The following is a 14848-nucleotide window of genomic DNA, read 5'->3' on the forward strand; positions in this document are numbered from 1 at the left end:
GAGGCGATCTGTTCGTCGACGGCCTTGGCTCGAATGACTTCACGACCTACGGCGCGGAAGTGGGCCTCGCGCTAGAGTTCTGAGTGCGCGGTTTTCTCCCGGTGAATGAATGCTTGTCTCCAACCCTTTGAGAGTTGGAGACAAGCAGCCGCACAAGCCAGGCGGGTATCCGGTCGGAACGTCGCCTCTGCGACGAGATCCATCTGAACCTCGCCTATCGCTGGTTCTGTCGGCTGGGCCTGGAGGGGAAGGTCCCGGATCACTCGACCTTCTCGCGCTATCGCCATGGCAAGTTGCGCGACAGCAATCTGCTGCGACAGGTCTTCGAGGCCACGGTCGAGCGGTGCCTGAGGGAGGATTTGGTATCCGGCGAGGGTTTTGCCGTGGACGCCAGCCTGATCGCCGCTGACGCCAACAAGGCCCGATCAATCGCAGCCGAGGACTGGAGCCCTGAGGTCGCGCGCGAGGCTGGCAACCGCACGGCGCGGGAATACCTGGAGACACTCAACGATGCCGCCTTCGGAGCCGCATCTCCGGTCCAGCCGAAGTTCGTGGCCAAGTCCGACCCAGCGGCGCAATGGACCCGCGCCGAGGAGAGCCGCCCCTATTTTGCCTATGCCACCAACTACCTGATCGACACGAAAAGCTCGGTGATCATGGATGTCGAAGCCACGAGAGCGATCCGTCAGGCGGAGGTCGGAGCCTCGCGGACCATGCTAGACAGGACGGAGAAGCGGTTCGGCATTCGACCGGAATGGCTGGCGGCCGACACGGCATATGGCAACGCCGAGAACCTTGGATGGCTGGTTGAGCAGCGCAGCATCGTCCCCTTCTTTCCGGTGATCGACAAGTCGGAGCGGACCGATGGCACCTGGTCCAGATCCGACTTCGAATGGGACGAGGCGAATGATCAATACATCTGCCCCGAAGTACACGCCCTCAAGCAATATCGCCGGAACTACTCCGATCCGAACCGGGGGCAGGACACCGGCGGGCGGAAGAAATATCGTGCCTTGAAGGCGACATGTCAGGCCTGTCCATCCAAGGACATCTGCTGCCCGAAAGCGGAGGCCCGATACGTCACCCGTGAACCCCACGAGGAAGCACGCGAGTTCGCCCGCGCATGCCGCAAGACAAAGGCCTACAAGGTATCCCGAGACAAGCGGAAGAAGGTGGAGATGCTCTTCGCCCACCTCAAGCGCATCCTCGGCCTGAACCGGCTACGCCTGCGCGGCCTCAATGGTGCGAAAGACGAATTCCTCCTCGCCGCCATCGCCCAGAATCTCCGAAAACTCGCGAAGTTGCGGCCTCAGTGCGCCAAACCGGAGGCTACGGCATGAGCTGAGCGACCAGATAAACGCCTCAAGGCGGCGCGACGGGCGATTGCCCGAACCTAACGGCGACACCCGAGCCTGAGGGCAGCCAAAAACGCGTTCTTGGGCGGACTTTTTCAACAGCATCCGCCCTGAGTGTTTGGCCAACGCATGCTGCACTTTTTCAGGCCGTCGCCAAGGAACTGGAAGCGCACCTCCAGCGCTCCGGAAAGGCATAACCGAGGACGACCTCAAGATCTGATCCGCTACCTGCCCTTCCACGACTGCCTCAACTTCTTGCGGCATGCGCCGCAGAGGTTGTTCAGGCCGCCGCCAAGGGATTGGACACCTGGGCTTCGCCCGCCGCAGTCTTCGCACGTAAACATGGCGTCCCATTCGGCGTCGCGAAGACGATGCTGCACACGGTCGTTGCCGCCCCTGACATAGACCCGCAACTCGCCGAATTTTTCCTTCACCTGGAACACGGTGATGGTCAGGCCGTCTTCTTGCCGGATTTTCTCGAAGTCATCGAAAAGGCTCTTGAGAATGGGCAACCATCCGGGGCCACAGCAAACACCGAAGGCCTTCAGGTCCGTCGGCTCCGATCCAAGGAGCGCGGGGTGCTTTGCGAGGATGCCGTCATAGGTTCTGATCATTCGTTCGTTCTTTCCAAGGTTGGGTATGGTGATTTCGCCATATGCGCGAGGAGTGCCCCCTTGGCCGGGCCGTTTTATGGTCTTTTCGCCATATTGGTCGGCCCGATGACGCTATAGACGGAGCACTGAATCCGCAGGTTCCGTGGTCTGCCGTCAGTGCAGCACCGGCTTGTGTTGAAGCGTCTCGGCGCGCTCGAGCAGCCGAATGACATCGCGTAGGCTGAAGCGTCGGCGGGCCATCGCGGGACCGCGGAGAACGGCCTCGGCTACGGCGTCGATTGCAGCTTGGTCCAAGCCCATCACCACGCCCTGCCGTCGCGCAAAACGAACAAGGTCGTCCGCCGTCACGTCGGGCAAGTCGATCACCTGGCAGCGGTTCAGAACAGCTGGTTCGATCGTCGCGGTCTGGTTCGACGTCAGCACCCACGAGATCCGCGACATGTCGAAGGGCAGCCGATACATCGGGCATTCCCAATGTTTCGCCGTGGCCGGCTCAAGCAGGGACAGCAGCGCATCGGAGAACGAGAAGCGGGTGCCCTTGCCCGATGTCGCTGACCCAGCCTTGCACAGCTCGTCCACGACACAGAGTGGGTTGATCAGCCGGCGTTGCAGGATGACCTCGAGCGGCCGCCCAGCCTGTGCGCTCCCCCAGCCCCTCTCGAGGCCGGTCAACGCGAAGCCTGCGGCGCTCTTCGAGGCGTCGATCTCGATAGAGGGCATGGACAGCCGCTTGGCCAGGCGGCGGGCCCAGGCGGATTTGCCGATGCCCCACGGGCCGTTCAGGATGACGGGCCGCAAGACGATCGGCTCGCCAAGGCGCGCAGCCCGGCGCAGTGCATGCCAGGCATGTTCGGTGGCGGGACCCATCCAAGGCATCTCATCGTGAAGCGCGGCGGCGATCTCGTCGGCCCAGTGTTCATCTTCGGGCATAACGGCCGGCAGCCCGTCCTGGATGGGTTTGAGCTTTTCCGCCTCTTCCTTGCGCAGATCTGCGAAGGGGTCGAGCGGGACGGTCTTGCCATGGGCGAGGCGTTTCGCGCGGCGCGCGATCCGCTCCTCATCGCGCATCCGTGGCAAGATCTCGCTGGCATGAAGCGGGGGGAAAGGATGGCTGAAAGCGGCTTGCTCGTCCGATGCGCCACGCGTTTCCTTGAGAGCCGTTCTGGCATCGAGAACCTTCTGGAGATCCTCCTGGCTCGGCGGCGTAAAGCAAAGCTTCTGAAGGTGGCGGGTGAACCGCGCGATGAGCTCTTTCTCATCGTATTTCGGCTTGGTGGCCTGCTCGGCGAGCAGGAAGGGATAGAGGTCTTTGGTCGACATGCGCTGACTCCACGGATGGAGGGAGACAGGGATCGGCCGCGATGTGGGGAAAGATCAGGAACGCACGCAAAGGCCGATCCCGGCGAAAGGCCGGGTCAGCTGCGTATGAAGTGGGCGGACATCCTGAACATGGGTCGCAAGATGACGAGGCGATGCGCTGGGGTCAAGTCGAGAGGTTGATCGACGCGTGCTCGCGTTATGAAGCAGAACGACGGCCCCGCAAGACGCTTGTGGACACCTTCATCGTCGTTCTCAGGCTGCTCAGTCAAAGCCTTCGATAAGGCGGCAAAGTTGGTTCCTAGACGCTCTTTTAGAATCGTGGATTTATCAATTCGGCGGTGTCTCCGGCTCGGCTACACGCGTTTCCGGCCCCCCGAAAGCACACTCGGCCAACCACCATACGCGTCACGCTGGGAGAACTTCGCTCTGCCTTGCCGGAGCGGCAGGCGGGCAGCTCATGCCCCTCAATTGGTGATTTCGCATGGCGGGAAAACCTAGGACAGTGGGGATTCCTCTGGCCGCCTACTATTTTCCCTGTCTTAGCAAAGCCTTAGTTGACTTCTGGCCGGGAAGGGCGAAAAATCCTTGACAGGGTGTGCATCAAAAACAGCCGTTTTGTGCATACATATGCCCCATCTACATCTACAGCTTATAATTCTGGCGACCCCTCCAGGACTCGAACCCGGAACCTGCTGATTAGAAGTCGGTGGACTGTAACCTTTTCCAACCCGCACGTCCACCCTAAACACTAGCGTTATCAGGCATTTGGAGGTACCTTCCCCTAGGCTGCCCGCTCCCGCCCGATCCTCACCCGGTTCGCTTACGGTTCGCAGGCGAGTCGTCATACGGTTCGGAAGGAGCATGGGATGCCAGAGAGGCTTACAGAGGCGCGAATCAGGGCGCTGGCTTTTGAGGGAAAGCCCGCCGTGGTGCGGGACGCGAAGGTGACTGGGCTCCTCGTTGCGGTGAACAAGACCAGCAAATCCTACAAGGTGCAGCGCGACCTCTGGCAGGGCCCACGCGGGCGGCGGGTGCTGGTCAAGACCGTCCGCCACACCCTCGGGGGCACCGAGGAGATGACGCTGGACGACGCCCGCAGCCGTGCGCTCGCGGTGCTGGACCAGATCAAGCGTGGCATCGACCCCAACGCACCGCCGCCGGACGCCTCCGAGGACGCGGGCGCATGGACGGTGCGGCAGATGTTTGAAGAGTATGGCGCGGACATGCTGGCCCGGGGCTGTGTCGAGCGGTCTGTGACCGACATGATGGAGCGGCTGGACCGCTACCTGCCCAAGTGGGCGGCGCTCCCCATAACAGAGGTGAAGCGCAGCGCCGCCCGCGAGGAGCACCGCCGGATCACCGACAAGCACGGGGCCACGACCGCGAACAAGGCCATGCGCGACTTCCGCGCCGCATACAACTTCGCCCTCAAGGTGGTTGACGACCCGGACGCCCTCCCGGGCAACCCGGTGGCGGCGGTCACGTTCAACAAGGAGCGGGCCAGCAACCGGGTGATAATGCCCGAGGACCTCGCGGACTGGTGGGCGCGTGTGCAGGCGCTGCCCAACCCGCTGCGGCGCGAAATGCATTTGCTCGGGCTGCTGTCGGGCCTCCGCCCCGGGACCCTCGTGAGCATCCGCCGCGAGTGGGTGCGCCTGGGCGATGCGGCAATCTCCATCCCCCGGATGAAGTCGGGCCGCTCCTTCGACCTGCCCCTGTCTGGGCACATGGTGGAGGTGGTGGGCCACGCAATGGCGGCGGGTGACGTGCTGTTCCCCGGTGCGCCGTGGCTGTTTCCGTCCCGGTCCAGCAAGACGGGCGAGGTGATCGCAACGCAGGTCTGGAAAGAGAAGGCCCTGCCCAGCGAGACAGGCCACATCCTCCGGCACACCTACCGCACCGTTGCCCAGCGCACAGGCATCGACCGGGTGAACGCCCGGCTCCTGCTGGACCACACCGTGCCGGGGATAGATGGCGTCTACATCCACGAGCGGGCGCTGTTCGACACGCTGCTTGCGGAGCAGGAGCGCATGACGGCTGAGATCCTCGCCCTGCTTGAGCCCGACACAACAAAGGATTGAGGGCTGGAAAGGGAAAACTAGGGTTTCCCAAGGGGTGTCCGAGCGGGTAAGTTAGGGACCACGAGACTAGGAAACCGCGTTGGCCCACCGGGACGTGCCACATGCGGGGAGCGCCCCATGCGGGGGGCGCGGGGCAACCCGGAGTTTGGCCCTGTCACCTGACCGACCGCCTGTCACAGCAGGGCGGTCTGGATTGGTGACACAACATGGACCAACAGACCATTGATGCCGTTGCAGAGGCCGTCGCAGAGCGGCTCCTGCGTGAATTGCCGCGTGGGCGGCTCCCCATGACGCCGGAATACCTGACTGCCGAACAGGTGGCCCAGATGACCGGCTTCTCCACCAAGTCGCTGGAGGCATACCGTGCCAAGCGACAGGGTCCGCCCTTCCTGAAGGTTGGGCACAGCGTCCGCTACCGCGCCGATGACGTGCGCGTGTGGATGGAGGCAGGCGAATGAGCGGGGCGGAGAAGAAGGCCCCCGGCGCTGGGACTGGCACCGGGGGCAAGGGGGAGCATGAAGATCACAACCCAAACATCATCCCCGAGAGTATAGCGGACGCGCCCACCGGAGCCGACCAGAAAGACTTGTTGCCGGACACCGGCGCATCGGTCGCGTTCATGCGCAACTTCTGCGGGGATGGGCCGCGCGTCCTGACCTCCATCGTCCCGGACGGGGGCCGCACCACTACTGCGACCTTCGCCGCGAGTGAGGACGACAAGATGGCCGCATGGATTGACGAGCGGCAGGGCGTCCAGAACATCTACTTCACCGTCAACGCGGTCTATGGGCCGGTGACGAGCAAGCCCAACAAGGGCGCGGTGTCCGCGATCCGGGCGCTGCATGTGGACGTGGACCCGAGGCCGGGCGAGGACTTCGACACCGAGCGGGTGCGGGCGGAGCGCGTCCTGCGGGCCTACGACCCCAAGCCCACGGTGATCGTGGACAGCGGCGGCGGCTTCCAAGGCTTCTGGCTGCTGGACGAGGAGCGGACCGTTGGCGGCTCTGCCGAGCTGGCGCAACTGGTGGGCAACAAGGAGCGCACCGATGCCGAGCGGGCGGAGGTCGATGCCCACCACGCCCGGCTCTGGGATGCGGTGGAGGGGCGCAACCTCACGGTTGAGGTCGCGCTACAGGGTGACAGTTGCCACAATGCCGACCGCATCATGCGCCTGCCCGGGACCGTGAACGTCCCCGGGGAGAAGAAGCGCAAGAAGGGCCGGACGGCGCGGGTGGCGAGTGTCGTCGCGGCGGACTGGACGCGCCGCCACCGGCTTGAGGACTTCCCGCCTGCGCCCAAGGCAGCAGGCGGCGCGGCCAAGCGGCTGGCGGCGAAGGGGGGCCGGGCCTCGCCCCGGGTCAGCCTGTCGAAGGACCTGCCCGACCTGATGGGCGCAGACGATGAGCGGCTGCTGGACCCGAGCGACCTTGAGCGGACGATCATCATGCACGGGCTGCCGCCTGACGAGCCCGGGCGCTTCCCGTCCCGGTCAGAGGCGATGTTCCATGTCCTGTGCGCCCGCATCCGCGCAGGCGTCCCCGACGATGTGCTGGCGGGGATGCTTCTGGACCCCGAGCTGGGCATCAGCGCGCACGTCCTAGAACAGGACCGGCCCCGCAACTATGCCCAGAGGCAGATCCAGCGGGCTCATGACGATGTAGCCGCTGGCGGTGACGGGGAAGGCGGCGGAAACGCGGACACGCGCCCCGAGGTCATGGTGGACAACAACCGGCTGCACCTGATGCTTGACCGGGCGGAGGACGCACTGCTGGCTTCGGCGCTCCCCCTCTACCAGAGCGCTGGCGTGGTGGTCACTCCCGTTCGCCGCCACGGCAGAGCGCTCCGCCTTCGCTGCGTCACCGCAACGGCGATGCGCGAATACATGACCCGTGCGGCCAACTTCTACTCTCCAAGCCGAGACAAGGAAGGCAACGAGTTCAAAAAGCCCGCCTCACCGCCAGACGGTTTCACGGGGTCATACGTCGCCCGGGCTGACGTAGGCACTTGTCGACTGCCCGTCTGTCACGGCCTGGTCGGGCACCCGACGATCCGCGCTGACGGCTCGCTCATCTGGGCGGAGGGCTTCGACGCTGACACCGGCCTGATCTTGGACCACGGTGGCGTGGAGTTCCCCCCCGTGCCGGACAACCCGACGCAGCAGGAGGCGCTGGCAGCGCTGGCGAAGCTCAAGCAGGTCATCAAGGACTTCCCCTACACGGATGAGGCATCGCGCTCAGTGGCCCTGTCCGCGATGCTGACGGCGGTGTGCCGCCGGTCCCTAGACTTCGCCCCCGTCCATGCGTTCAACGCACCCTCGCCTGAGACGGGCAAGAGCCTGTTGAGCGACATACCGTCGATGATGACCACCGGGCAGCCTGCCGCAAAGCACGTGCAGGACAGGAACCCGGAGGAGGACAAGAAAACGCTGCTGGGCGTCCTGCTACAGGGCGACCCGGTGCTGGTGGTAGACAACGTGGACCGACCCATTGAGGGCGCGGTGTGGTGCGCAATCCTGACCTCGCCCGAGTGGGAGGCAAGGGGGCTGGGCGCCAACGACCAGTATAGGGTGCTGACCAACGTCCTGTTCATCTTCAACGGCAACAACATCGAGTTCCGGGGGGACATGGCGACTCGAGCCGTCATGGCGACGATTGACGCCGGGGTGGAGGAGCCCGCCGCGCGAACCTTCGACGTGGACCTGCGCGAGGACGTGCCCAAGCGGCGGGGCGAGCTGGTGAGCGCCGCGCTGACGGTCCTGCGCGCACACGCCGTGGCTGGCTTCCCGGGGGCGAGGCGCGACACCCGCTTCCCCGGCTGGTCGCGCCTCGTGCGGGGGGCGCTGATCTGGCTGGGAGAGCCCGACCCATGGGATACCCGCCATGCAGTGCGCGGGGGTGACTCAGCGCGTGACGAGGCCGTGCGCCTCGTGGACGCCCTAGAGGCCAACTTCGGGCGCGAAACCTTCTCTGCCCGCGACGTGTGCCGGGAGGGCGGGGTCAGCTGGGCGGACAACGCCATCGACGCGCAGACGGCCCTCGCCGCCGCGCTGGCTGAGCGGCTGCCGTCCGTCATGGACGCGCGGGGCGCGCCGAGCGCCCTGAAGGTCGGCCACACGCTCAAGCGGATGCGTGGCCGGATCATCGGCGGGCGCGCCATCGTCCTTGACGGGCACGACAAGCTCCGGGGCAACCTGTTCAGGGTAGAAGCCGCCGGAGATGTCTAGGAGATGATCGGGAGATGTTCCCGGCTTGAACATCTCCCGGTTTTCTTTCATCGCAGCAAGGGCTTAGTGGGCCGGGAGATGTTCGGGATGTTTCAGTCCACGTCTCCTTTAGGGGCCCAGGAAGGGGGGGCTCCCCGCCGCCGCTTCCCTGCCGCTTCCCTGTTCGTTTCCCCCTTAAGACTTACGGAAAACATCTCTAGCATCTCCGAAGGGGGTTAAGCCTCTGAAATAACTGGGTTAAAGTGGGAGATGTTTGGCCCCTGAAACATCTCCGAACATCTCCCGAACATCTCCCCGGGCTCCGCCTGTCTGGGCAGGGTGTGGGAAACCACCGCAACACGTCTTGTGCGGAGACGTAAAAGGTTGGTGCCCGGGGCCGGGCCAGCCCCGCCGCCCGAGTTATCCCCGCCCGGCCACCTCCGGCACCACTGTCCGCCGCCGCACCCCGAAAACGTATCCCCGCACGCCAGCCCCGGAGCCCACCCCCGCTGGGCCTCGGGCTCCAACCCACTATTACCCCAGAGATTTCCCTTTACGGGGTGTTAATGCTCACGATACGTTTCGACACTGGATGCAACCTATGCGTGTGTTCGCCAACCCGAGAAATGGAGCACGACAATGACCACCTTCGCCACCATCGACCCCGCCGCCGCAACCTACGCCCTGCACGCCACCGAGGCGGACGCCACCGCCGCCGCCGATGCGCAGGACGCCCTCTTTGTCCTGATCGCAGAGGACCTTGAGGGCCTGACCATCAAGCAAGGCGCGGCCCTGTTCGCCGCGACCGCCGCCCCCTTGGGCATCGCGCCCGTGAAGCGCTTCCCTGACCGCGCCACCGCCGCCCGCCGCATCTGGCAGAACCTCGCGGCCCTGTCCGCGACCGCGCCCGAGGCCGCCACACCCAAAGCCAAGCCCGCCGCGAAGGCGAAGGCCCCGCGCAAATCCCGGGGCATCAATCTCGCACCCAAGGCGGAGGCCAAGCCCTGCCGCGTCGGGACCAAGCAGGCCGTCCTTGTGGACCTCCTGTCCCGGCCAACCGGCGCGACCATGAATGAGCTGATCGACGCCCTGGGCAACTGGAAGCCGATCACGGTCAAGTCTGGCCTGACGTGGGACATGAACGCGGTGAAGGGCTACGGCATCCGCACCGAGCACCTGACTGGCTTTGAGGCATTCGTGGAGTGCCACCTTGACGACTGCGGCACGTTCGGCACGGCACTGGACCGGGCGGGCGTCACGTCGCAGCACCCGGACGACCACAGCGACCACGACGCCCTCTTGGCCCTCGCCCATGAGCACGGATACGACCAGTCTGAGCGCATCGCGGTCTACCACCTCGTGTTGCCCGTAGGCATGGACGCGCCCTTGCCGCACACGCAGAGCGCCAAGCCGAAGGCGGAGGCGGGCCAGTGACCCGCCGCGCCGCGATCTACGCCCGCGTGAGCACCGGGGACCAAACCTGCGAAAACCAGATCCTCTGCCTCAGGGAGGTGGCGGAGCGTGCGGGCTGGACCGTAGTGCAGGAGTATGTGGAGACGGCATCCGGTGCCAACGAGGCGCGGCCCGAGCTGGCAAGGGCGCGGAAGGACGCGACCCGCCGCCGCTATGACGTGCTGGTGGTGTGGGACGCCTCGCGCCTCGCCCGGTCCCTGCGCCTGCTGCTGAACCTCGCCCATGAGCTTGAGTCCTTGGGCATCGGCCTGCACCTGCACCAAGAGGCCATCGACACCACGACGCCCTCGGGACGGCTGCTGTTTCAGGTCCGGGGGATGGTGGCCGAGCTTGAGCGCTCAATCATCGTGGAACGCACCAAGGCGGGCCTCGCCCGCGCCCGCTCGCAGGGCAAGCGGCTGGGCAGGCCCCCCGCGTCCGACGCCCTCGTGGCCGCCATCCGCAACCTGCGCAGCCAGGGGATGGGCATGGACCGCATCGCCCGGGAGCTGCGCTGCGGCAAGGGCCTGAGCCAGAAGGTATGCACCGAGTTTGACAAGGAGGCCGCAGAGCCATGACAGAACGCAAAGACGACAACCTGCCCGCGCGGCTGGTCCCGCCCGAGCCCGGGGCCGGGGGCCGCTCGCACTGGCGCGTGACCCCTTTGGGCCTCGCCCTCGTGGAGGAGCTGGCCGGGCGCGGCGTCCATGTCGCTACGATTGCCCGCGCCTTGGGCATGAGCAAGGACGCCTTCCGCTCCTGCCGGGACCGCCAGCCCGAGGTTGATGACGCCTACCACGCCGGACTCGCCCGAGAGCATGACGCCCTCGTGGGCAACCTGCGCACCGCCGCTGATGAGGGCAACATCGTCGCCAACATCTTCTTGTTGAAGGCCCGCCACCAATACCGCGAGGGCGAGGCGCTTGAGGCAAACCTCAACGTGAGCCTAGACACCGGGGGCGTCCTCGTGGTGCCGAACAAGATGAGCATGGAGGAGTTCCTTGAGGAGCGCCGCCGGGCGGGCGAGCTGCCGATGGGGCCGCGCCCGGACACGGTGGAGCGCATCCCCGGGCAGTGCGACCCGGACACCATTGAGGGCGTCCTTGACCCGGAGACGCGCCGCAGTGAGTGAGATTTGTATAGGACGACCGGACTTTATTGTTACGGGACCGGCCACATCTGATACGTCTTTTCTCTGAATGGGCAACTACCGAGGCGAACAATGGGAACTTTAGCGCAATTCTTTCAACCTCCATTGTATTGGCAACAATTTGAAGAACTCGCGCAAGGTCTACTGACTGAGGTCTATTCGATACCTAACGCCCAACAAATAGGGCGGCCAGGTCAAGCCCAAGACGGGGTTGATGTATTCGGAAAATCATCCCGGCATGGTCAAATAGGTATTCAGTGCAAACGATTATCCGATCTAGACGAGTTCAATAATCCTCTTCCCGGAGGGCCAATCGACAAAGCATTCTTGGAGAAGGCTGCCCACGAAGCTCTAGTATTCAAACCTGATCTAAAAATTTGGATACTGGCTACGACAGCGAAACGCGATGCCAAGATCCAAGGGCTGGTCCGCGACCTAAACGAGCGCTGGGAGGGAGAAGGACGTGACCGGCAGGCTATCATTTGGGCGTGGGATGACTGTGTATCATATCTGAATGCGTTTCCGGACCTTCAACGTTGGTATTACCGGGATGTCATTCAGGTTCATAGTGCTCGTGATTTGGACATTATGATATTGGAGACGATCAGCATGGCGTTCCACCGGCCTGCTTTTGAAGTCCCGATAAATTGCGAACACTCTGACGAATTTATTCAGGCGCTCAAAGACACCCAGATGGCGCTCCGAACCGGCGAACTCGTGGACCGGCAAAGCCGTCATATTATTCGGAAAGCTGTGAGCGGTTGGCGGGGGATAGACAACGAGAGGTGGCGAGAAAGTCTGAGAGATGTCGACAGATGCCTGAGAGCGCTTCGCGCAGCTCTACAAGAAGGGCTTAAGACAGGCTCCATCCAGCAACAAAACGGTTTTCTAAACATCGCCGACCTCACACTTCGAGACCGGCTCGAACGACAAAGGGAAAGCGCGGTCAACATGTTAAACACGGTGCTAGACGACGCGTCACTTGCAAGGATTTGAGACGAGGTTTAACCCCGAATGAAAGCCTCGTCGATATCGGCAAATTCGGTATTCACAACAAGTCTTTACAGTCGCTTGACCCACCCAAGGCGCGGTATTCTCGCCTGCAGGATTGGCCGCCCAGCGGAGGGCGCAAGCACACTGGCGGCCCCGAGCACAGGAGCCTTGCCAAGTGAACCAACCCGCCCCCGACAACCATTCCCCCCTCCCGCCGCCCGGCAAGCTGATTGCCACGGCTGAGGTCATCTCCCTTGCCGACCATGCCGCCAAGCGGGCTGAGAAGCTCGGCACCGTGATCGCAGGCCTTGAGGCTGGCATCGCCCGGCGTGGCGAGGAGGCAGCCGCCTCCGCCGCTGCCGCTGGCTTCCCGCCCGAGGACCAGTGGGCAGCAGCCACCAAGCTCACGGCCAAGGCGCGTGCCGAGGTGGTCACGAACAGCGAGGACGCCCGCTGGGGCTACATCCGCGAGGTGAACGCCGCCGCTGAGTCGGTGGCGCTGACCGCCGCCCTGTTCGCATCGCCGCAGGCCGTGCTCGCCCGGGCAGGTCTGGGGACCCCCGAGCGCACCCACTTCCAGACCCAGCTTGACGGCTCGGGCATTGTGGAGATCAAGAACATGGCCGCGCTGGCCGTGGCGACCAACAACAAGGTCCTCGGGGCTGCCATCATGGCGGCGGTGGACCGGATGCCTCGGCGCGAGCGCCCCCTGTCTACGGCTGAGCTGGCCGAACGCCTCGTGGGTGAGGAGACGCGGCAGGTGCAGGACGCAATCACAAAGATCAAGCTGGCAGCGCAGTCCGCCATCAACCTCAACCGCGAGTTCACCGCCGGGAAGGTCCGGCCTCTGGACCGGATCAAGCTCGCACTCAACAAGAAGGAGGCCTGACATGGCCCTGTTCCTCGTGACCCGCCCCCGTGGCGCTGACCACCTCAAGAACCCCTCGGGCATCCACGCCGCCCTCGTGGATGCGGCGGATGGTCCGACTGCGATCCTCGCGGCCAACGCGCTTGCGCCGCGCCTGAACACCCCGTTCAACGGCTTCGACACCACGCAGGTCGCAGGTTCGGCGGCGGGCGGCTTCGCCCCCTGCGTGTTCCAGGGCGATGCCTTGGGCACATCCTACACCGGCCCGGGGCGCGGGGCATGACGCCCCGTGAGGCCCGCGACCGGCGGATTGTAGAGGGCATGGCCGCCGTGTTCCCGCCTGAGCTGCGGCTGGCGCAGGAGGCGCTGCTGCGCTTCGCAGAACAGTGCGTCCCGGGCGCATGGCCGGACGTGCCGAGTGTGATCCGCTTCGCCCGCGCCTATGGCGTGGACGCGCAGGAGCTGGGCGCATTGGTGGGCATCATCTCCTTCCGCCTGACCCCGCGCGGCAAGGTGGTGTGGGCAGACAGCCAGCGGAACCCCGAGATTGTCGTGCGCACCCCGCCGAACAGGCTCACCCGGCGCGTCCTGCGGGCCTATGGATGCTTTGTCGCCACCGCCGCGAAGGTGGAGCGGGCGCGACACCTCCACTGACCCCGCAACCGGCAGCTTTCGGGGTTAGCATCGCGAGCTGTCCAGAGGCCTTACGGGGTGGGCTCCGCCGGGACCATCCGGCGAGGCGTTTTCGGGGTGACCGTTGAATGCACAAAAGAAAATGGAGCCCGTAGGCTCCATGTATTAGTGCAGGGGGATGAACACGTGACGGGCCGACCTTTAGAAACTTCTTTGCGCGCGCCGTTCTGTTAATTCGCAACCCCGAAAATGCGGATGGCTTTCACCAACCACCAGCCAACCCGCATTGTCGCGGCTTTTGTGTAGCCCCACGCTTCGCGTCGAGCCAGCCGCGTCGCTGCTTTGCGACCGCCTTGTTTTTGGGCCTTGAGGTATTGCCGGTGTAGCGAAACACGCCACTCTGAACAATCCCGTGAGGGCCATGTTGCCACATAAAGTGGCGTCTTAACCCACCACGGGGGTGAGGCCTTTCGTTTGCGCGCCATTTTGGAAGTTTCCTTCTCTTTGCGCGTCGGTGCCAGCTTTTGAGTTGGTAGCGCCCCCACCTTCTTCCAACGCCCTCTTCCCTGACGCGGTCAGTGAATAGAGTTTGTGGGGCCGCCCTCTCCGGCTGTCGGAGGGCGTGTTTCTTGGGTCCGGTTCGGACTGGCGCTCTGCGATCAAGCCGCGAGCGTCGAGCCGCCGGAGTGCGATGTAGGTCTGAGCATCGCTGACATCTTCATTGCCTTGACGGCGGAGATAGCCAGCAATCCCGACACCATGTGCCAAATCCGGTTTGTCGCGGATGACCCGAAGGATTTCCGCTTGAACAGGACCAACACGGTGAGGAGATGTCTTGCTCGGCCTACCGAGGCCAAACAATTTTTTTGACATCTCACTTCGGAACCTCCCCTGTTCGACATGCGGCGCGAGCGGGTGAAGTGGTGAGAAACGATTCATAGTAAAACATGGAAGACTCCTTGGTTGAGTTGCTTGAACGAAGGGACGCTGAGCAATGACATTGCTTTTGTAAGTCACTCAGCATCCTTTCTTTGGTCGCGGCGACATTGCCGCGCTCCCAATATGGGAAGTGGTAGGTTATTCGTCAAGGATTAAGTGGTAGGAAAATAATAAGTGACTGTAATAAAAAGAAAAAGCCGAGCTTCCGCTCGGCGTTTAATTCTTCACCAATGCACTTCTT

13 protein-coding genes and 1 pseudogene are annotated in these 14848 nt (G+C 64.0%); 11 read left to right on the top strand and 3 right to left on the bottom strand.

Annotated features, from left to right (window positions below):
• Nucleotides 1–164: 164 nt before the first annotated feature.
• A pseudogene (locus ABD923_RS13105) lies at nucleotides 165–1340 on the top strand (IS1182 family transposase); the annotation flags it as partial.
• 239 nt (nucleotides 1341–1579) lie between these two features.
• Here the strand turns inward: ABD923_RS13105 and ABD923_RS13110 are convergent.
• Together ABD923_RS13110 and ABD923_RS13115 are read right to left on the bottom strand one after the other, a co-directional pair.
• A complete protein-coding gene (locus tag ABD923_RS13110; protein ID WP_259549835.1) occupies nucleotides 1580–1969 on the bottom strand; it encodes a hypothetical protein in 390 nt (129 codons plus the stop codon).
• 153 nt (nucleotides 1970–2122) lie between these two features.
• Complete coding sequence (locus tag ABD923_RS13115) at nucleotides 2123–3289, bottom strand: AAA family ATPase (RefSeq protein ID WP_259549834.1); 1167 nt, start codon at nucleotides 3287–3289, stop codon at nucleotides 2123–2125.
• Between the two features lie 866 nt (nucleotides 3290–4155).
• Here ABD923_RS13115 and ABD923_RS13120 point away from each other — a divergent pair.
• The 10 genes from ABD923_RS13120 to ABD923_RS13165 all read left to right on the top strand — a co-directional run bounded on the left by ABD923_RS13120 (nucleotide 4156) and on the right by ABD923_RS13165 (nucleotide 13689).
• Nucleotides 4156–5370, top strand: a complete 1215-nt coding sequence (locus tag ABD923_RS13120; protein ID WP_259549833.1) for a tyrosine-type recombinase/integrase — start codon at nucleotides 4156–4158, stop codon at nucleotides 5368–5370.
• Nucleotides 5371–5576: 206 nt separating this feature from the next.
• On the top strand, nucleotides 5577–5828 hold the full coding sequence (locus tag ABD923_RS13125) for a helix-turn-helix transcriptional regulator (RefSeq protein ID WP_259549831.1): 252 nt from the start codon (nucleotides 5577–5579) through the stop codon (nucleotides 5826–5828).
• Nucleotides 5825–8593, top strand: a complete 2769-nt coding sequence (locus ABD923_RS13130; protein WP_259549830.1) for a hypothetical protein — start codon at nucleotides 5825–5827, stop codon at nucleotides 8591–8593. The genes ABD923_RS13125 and ABD923_RS13130 overlap by 4 nt, the downstream gene beginning before the upstream one ends.
• Nucleotides 8594–9211: 618 nt before the next feature.
• Nucleotides 9212–10006, top strand: coding sequence for a DUF3489 domain-containing protein (locus tag ABD923_RS13135; protein WP_259549829.1), 795 nt, complete (start codon nucleotides 9212–9214; stop codon nucleotides 10004–10006).
• Entirely contained in the window at nucleotides 10003–10602 is a 600-nt protein-coding gene (locus ABD923_RS13140) for a recombinase family protein (protein ID WP_259549828.1), read from the top strand. Before ABD923_RS13135 ends, ABD923_RS13140 begins: the two co-directional genes overlap by 4 nt.
• Nucleotides 10599–11156: a hypothetical protein gene (locus tag ABD923_RS13145; RefSeq protein WP_259549826.1), complete on the top strand. Its 558-nt coding sequence runs from the start codon at nucleotides 10599–10601 to the stop codon at nucleotides 11154–11156. Before ABD923_RS13140 ends, ABD923_RS13145 begins: the two co-directional genes overlap by 4 nt.
• A 123-nt stretch (nucleotides 11157–11279) precedes the next feature.
• Nucleotides 11280–12170, top strand: coding sequence for a hypothetical protein (locus tag ABD923_RS13150; RefSeq protein ID WP_259549825.1), 891 nt, complete (start codon nucleotides 11280–11282; stop codon nucleotides 12168–12170).
• A 172-nt stretch (nucleotides 12171–12342) separates the two neighbouring features.
• Nucleotides 12343–13056, top strand: coding sequence for a hypothetical protein (locus tag ABD923_RS13155; RefSeq protein ID WP_259549824.1), 714 nt, complete (start codon nucleotides 12343–12345; stop codon nucleotides 13054–13056).
• Between the two features lies 1 nt (nucleotide 13057).
• Nucleotides 13058–13318, top strand: a complete 261-nt coding sequence (locus ABD923_RS13160; RefSeq protein ID WP_259549823.1) for a hypothetical protein — start codon at nucleotides 13058–13060, stop codon at nucleotides 13316–13318.
• A complete protein-coding gene (locus ABD923_RS13165) occupies nucleotides 13315–13689 on the top strand; it encodes a hypothetical protein (RefSeq protein ID WP_259549822.1) in 375 nt (124 codons plus the stop codon). Before ABD923_RS13160 ends, ABD923_RS13165 begins: the two co-directional genes overlap by 4 nt.
• A gap of 423 nt (nucleotides 13690–14112) precedes the next feature.
• On the opposite strand, the gene ABD923_RS13170 is transcribed toward ABD923_RS13165, so the two are convergent.
• The gene (locus ABD923_RS13170; RefSeq protein ID WP_259549821.1) at nucleotides 14113–14685 is read right to left on the bottom strand and encodes a PadR family transcriptional regulator; all 573 of its coding nucleotides are present in this window, start codon (nucleotides 14683–14685) and stop codon (nucleotides 14113–14115) included.
• Between the last annotated feature and the right edge of the window lie 163 nt (nucleotides 14686–14848).

The sequence above is a fragment of the [Roseibacterium] beibuensis genome, from assembly GCF_039542305.1.
Taxonomy (GTDB): Bacteria; Pseudomonadota; Alphaproteobacteria; order Rhodobacterales; family Rhodobacteraceae; genus Roseibacterium; species Roseibacterium beibuensis.

Coding starts and splice junctions, on each gene's coding strand:
- ABD923_RS13130 (WP_259549830.1), top strand. CDS start 5,825: ATGAGCGGGGCGGAGAAGAAGGCCCCCGGCGCTGGGACTGGCACCGGG.
- ABD923_RS13160 (WP_259549823.1), top strand. CDS start 13,058: ATGGCCCTGTTCCTCGTGACCCGCCCCCGTGGCGCTGACCACCTCAAG.
- ABD923_RS13110 (WP_259549835.1), bottom strand. CDS start 1,969: ATGATCAGAACCTATGACGGCATCCTCGCAAAGCACCCCGCGCTCCTT.
- ABD923_RS13135 (WP_259549829.1), top strand. CDS start 9,212: ATGACCACCTTCGCCACCATCGACCCCGCCGCCGCAACCTACGCCCTG.
- ABD923_RS13120 (WP_259549833.1), top strand. CDS start 4,156: ATGCCAGAGAGGCTTACAGAGGCGCGAATCAGGGCGCTGGCTTTTGAG.
- ABD923_RS13145 (WP_259549826.1), top strand. CDS start 10,599: ATGACAGAACGCAAAGACGACAACCTGCCCGCGCGGCTGGTCCCGCCC.
- ABD923_RS13165 (WP_259549822.1), top strand. CDS start 13,315: ATGACGCCCCGTGAGGCCCGCGACCGGCGGATTGTAGAGGGCATGGCC.
- ABD923_RS13125 (WP_259549831.1), top strand. CDS start 5,577: ATGGACCAACAGACCATTGATGCCGTTGCAGAGGCCGTCGCAGAGCGG.
- ABD923_RS13115 (WP_259549834.1), bottom strand. CDS start 3,289: ATGTCGACCAAAGACCTCTATCCCTTCCTGCTCGCCGAGCAGGCCACC.